The following is a 3,422-nucleotide window of genomic DNA, read 5'->3' as shown; positions in this document are numbered from 1 at the left end:
CTTCGGCTGAATGACCGCCACCCCATCTTCAACGGTAGTAAGCATTTTGTCGATATTTTCCAGACCGTAAATTTTGTTCTCGATGGGTTTTACCACTTGCTCCTCCATGTCCTTGGGGCTTGTGCCTGGATAGATGACAGTTATAAGATACTGCGGCGCATGTGTGGTGGGGTCTTCCGAACGAGGCATTGTAAACAAGGTAAGTACACCCACTACTGCAAACAGCAGAAATATAATGAGCGTGAACTGATAGTTTTTAACGGCAAAATTTGTGATCTTCATAGCTGTAATTATTACCTGATAATTTTTATTGTAGATTTTTCATTTAGATAGGCACTATTGGAGATCACAATTTCTTTCACGCCATCAAGTCCTTCTCTCAGATAAACCTGTTGATTGTCGACCTTTGAAATAATTACCGGAATTTTCCTGACCTTATCGGTTCCGTCTGGGGTAAATACAAATGCCTTGTCGCCATCTGCTTCTACCAGCGAACCATATGGGATCACCTTCACATTGTCGTTCTGATTGGTAGCTATTTCCGCTTTGCCAAACATGCCCACCGCCGGTTTAATGTCCTTTAATTTCAATTTCAGTTCCAGCTGAAAGGAGCCAAGGGTATGATCTGCCGCCTGCGACTTACGAAACACGAACGCGTCAATTTTTTTATCAGCATATCCATCCAGCGTTACTGTGGCCGTTTGCCCCAAATTAATGATTGCCCATTCCCGGTCTGTTACCCCAACCTTAAGTAAATAGTTATTGTTCCCATGTGTTTCGTTAATGGCAAGCACTGGCATGCCGGGCCCGATCACTTCTCCTTCACTGGCCATCTTCTGACTTACAAAACCATCTGAGGCCGCATAAATTTGTGAATAGCGTTCATTAAAAGCTATTGCCTCTTTTGCTTTTTGAGCAATATCCAGGGCTGTTTTGGTATTCTGCAACTGCTCTAGTGTAAACACACTGTCTTTGTAAAGATTAACAGCCCGTTCATAATCACGCTGCGCCTTCTCAACATTTAAACTGGATTGTGCCAGTCCGGCAGAAATTTCAGTTGAATTGAGTGTAGCGAGCAACTGCCCTTTTCGAAAGAACTGGCCTTCTTCTACCAGTACACGGCTGATTATCCCACCTATTTTAAAAGAAAATCTGGCTTCGTTTTCTGTGCTTACAAGCCCTGTAGCACTTATCTTTTTGGGTAATTCCAATGCAGCTACAGCGGCAGTCTTTACGGGGATAACATCCGCTACAGCCAGTGAATTTTTTGCCTTGTCTTCTTCTTTGCAGGAATATACAATCGAGATTACTGCAACAACGGTCAGTAATTTTATAGGTGTCATAATAGTTCTTTTTTTATTTATTGAATGATAAAACTGGCATTGGCGCGTTCTATCGCAGCATAAGCGATCCAGGTGTCGAAAAGCGCAATGTTTGCATTTAATTGGGCATCGATCAGTTGATTTTGCGCATCCAGCAGTTCAACATAGATGGCCATGCCTTCCTTATATAATTTCAACTCATCATTGTAGTAGGTTTGGGCAGTTTTTAGTTGCGATTGTGCCGAGTTATACTGGGCAATGGCGCTTTGCATATCATTCTGCCTTACTTTAAGTTCCGTAAGCAGTTGTTGTTGCACATTATCTGTCTGGGCGGCTATGGCCTGGCGGTCAGACTCCGTCTGTTTTATTTTATAAGAGTTTTTACCAAATGAAAAAAGATCCCATTGCAGCGATACTCCCCAGAAATAGTAGCGACTTTGTTTGTTAAACTTCCAGTCAAAGGCTTGCGAACCAAGATCCAGGTAAGTGCCTATTGTAGGAATGAGATAGGATCTTGAAAGGCCGTTCAGACTGCCATTAATATCTTTTACGATCTTTAGTTTAGTCAACTCTTCCCTGTTGTTTACAGTAGCGTTGAGCAGATCCTCCTGCCTGGGTAATGCTGTCATAGTATCTAACCGTATGCTATCTGTCAGGGGACGGTTCAGCAAAAAATTGAAATAATAGCGGGCGGATTCTGCTGTTTTGCTGGCTGTAATAAGGGAAGCGTTTATTTTTGAAACCTCGTTATTACTTCGAATTACAGCTGTACGGTTTACTTTATTATTGTTATAAAGGGCGGTATTGATCCGTTGTCCTTCTTCAACCAATTTAAGCGAAGATTCATAGATCATAATAGCGTTGGTCGCTTTTAAATATTTGTAGTAGGCCGTTTTGATCTCTTTTACCAGTTCACGTTTGTAAAGCAGTACTTCTGATCTTTGCAGATCAACCTGTTGCTGTTTAATTCTTTTGTTATAAATAAGTTCCGCATTTAGAATGGGTAGGCTTGTACGAAATTTTGCATCATAAAAATTATCGGGATTTATCAGGATGTGCTGGTTCTGAAGTTGAGGGAATGAATTGTTTCCGGTCAGTTGATTTAACGTAGCGTACGCTCCGTTCAGCAGATCACCTGTTGGGAAATCTATTGTACGTCCCCCTTCAGCCTTCGTATAAGTAGTTAAAAAAGAAACGTCTGGCAGGAACATACTTTTTGCCTGCTTCAGGGCATACACGTTTTTTTCGAGCAAAAAAGTCTGCTGTTTAATGCTCTGGTTGGATGTAAGTCCTTCCCTTATATATTCATCCAGCTTGCTTTGGGCTTTCAATGGATGAACGGCAATAACGGCAAATGCGACAGGAAGGAAATGCCGGAATAATCTGTTTTTAGGTGCTTGTTTAATCACTGTAATTAATTTGAACACTGTTCAATAATAGGGCAAAAAAAAGCTTAACTCTTTTCGAGTAAAGCAACGAAACACTCGTAACCGTGGTGCATCAGTTCGTCATTGGTCTTGCCCACAAAACTTGTTGTACGATCTGTGCAGAACAGGGCGCAAATACCATGCATGGCGGAAAGGATCATAAAAGTAAAGTACTCCGGATCCATACCCTTGAACCTTCCTTTCTGCTGGCATTCTTTAATGACAGCCGATAGTTGGTTTATAGCTTCCTGCGCTATTTTAAAGCCACCGGTTTCAGATACTTTTTGGGGTTCATCAACTATAAACATCAGATTGTAGTAATCTTTATTGTCCTTCGCAAATTGAATGAAAATGCGTCCCATGGCTTTTAACCGCTCAAAAGGGTCTGCTACTTTATTCAATACTTTTAACTGATTGACCAGCAAGTGGAAACCTTCCTTATGCAGCTCATGGAAAATTTCACTTTTATCCTTAAAATAAAAATAGATTGAGCCGGGGCTATAATTAATTTCATTCGCAATATTGCGCATGCTTGTTTGTTCATAGCCTTTTTCAAGAAATATTTTACGGGCACCAGTCAGTATCCGTTTGTGCATTTCCTGTTTTTCCTCCTGTTTTCTTTCTGCTATACCCATCGTTAATTAAAATGATAGTGCAAATTTATTGAACACTG

Annotated in this window: 4 protein-coding genes; all 4 read right to left on the bottom strand. The window is 40.9% G+C overall.

The features are described 5' to 3' along the window. Positions 1-282: efflux RND transporter permease subunit (locus ACJ751_RS25590; RefSeq protein ID WP_407748375.1), on the bottom strand; the 282-nt coding region annotated here is incomplete at its 3' end. A gap of 11 nt (positions 283-293) precedes the next feature. Further along, complete coding sequence (locus tag ACJ751_RS25585) at positions 294-1,343, bottom strand: efflux RND transporter periplasmic adaptor subunit (protein WP_407748374.1); 1,050 nt, start codon at positions 1,341-1,343, stop codon at positions 294-296. 17 nt (positions 1,344-1,360) lie between these two features. Continuing rightward, entirely contained in the window at positions 1,361-2,731 is a 1,371-nt protein-coding gene (locus ACJ751_RS25580) for a TolC family protein (RefSeq protein WP_407748373.1), read from the bottom strand. Positions 2,732-2,775: 44 nt separating this feature from the next. Next, on the bottom strand, positions 2,776-3,384 hold the full coding sequence (locus ACJ751_RS25575; protein ID WP_407748372.1) for a TetR/AcrR family transcriptional regulator: 609 nt from the start codon (positions 3,382-3,384) through the stop codon (positions 2,776-2,778). Positions 3,385-3,422: the final 38 nt, after the last annotated feature.

Source organism: Niastella sp., from assembly GCF_045805085.1.
Lineage (GTDB): Bacteria > Bacteroidota > Bacteroidia > Chitinophagales > Chitinophagaceae > Niastella.
Note: the sequence above shows the minus strand (reverse complement) of the source record. Positions and strands in the feature narration are given on the sequence as shown.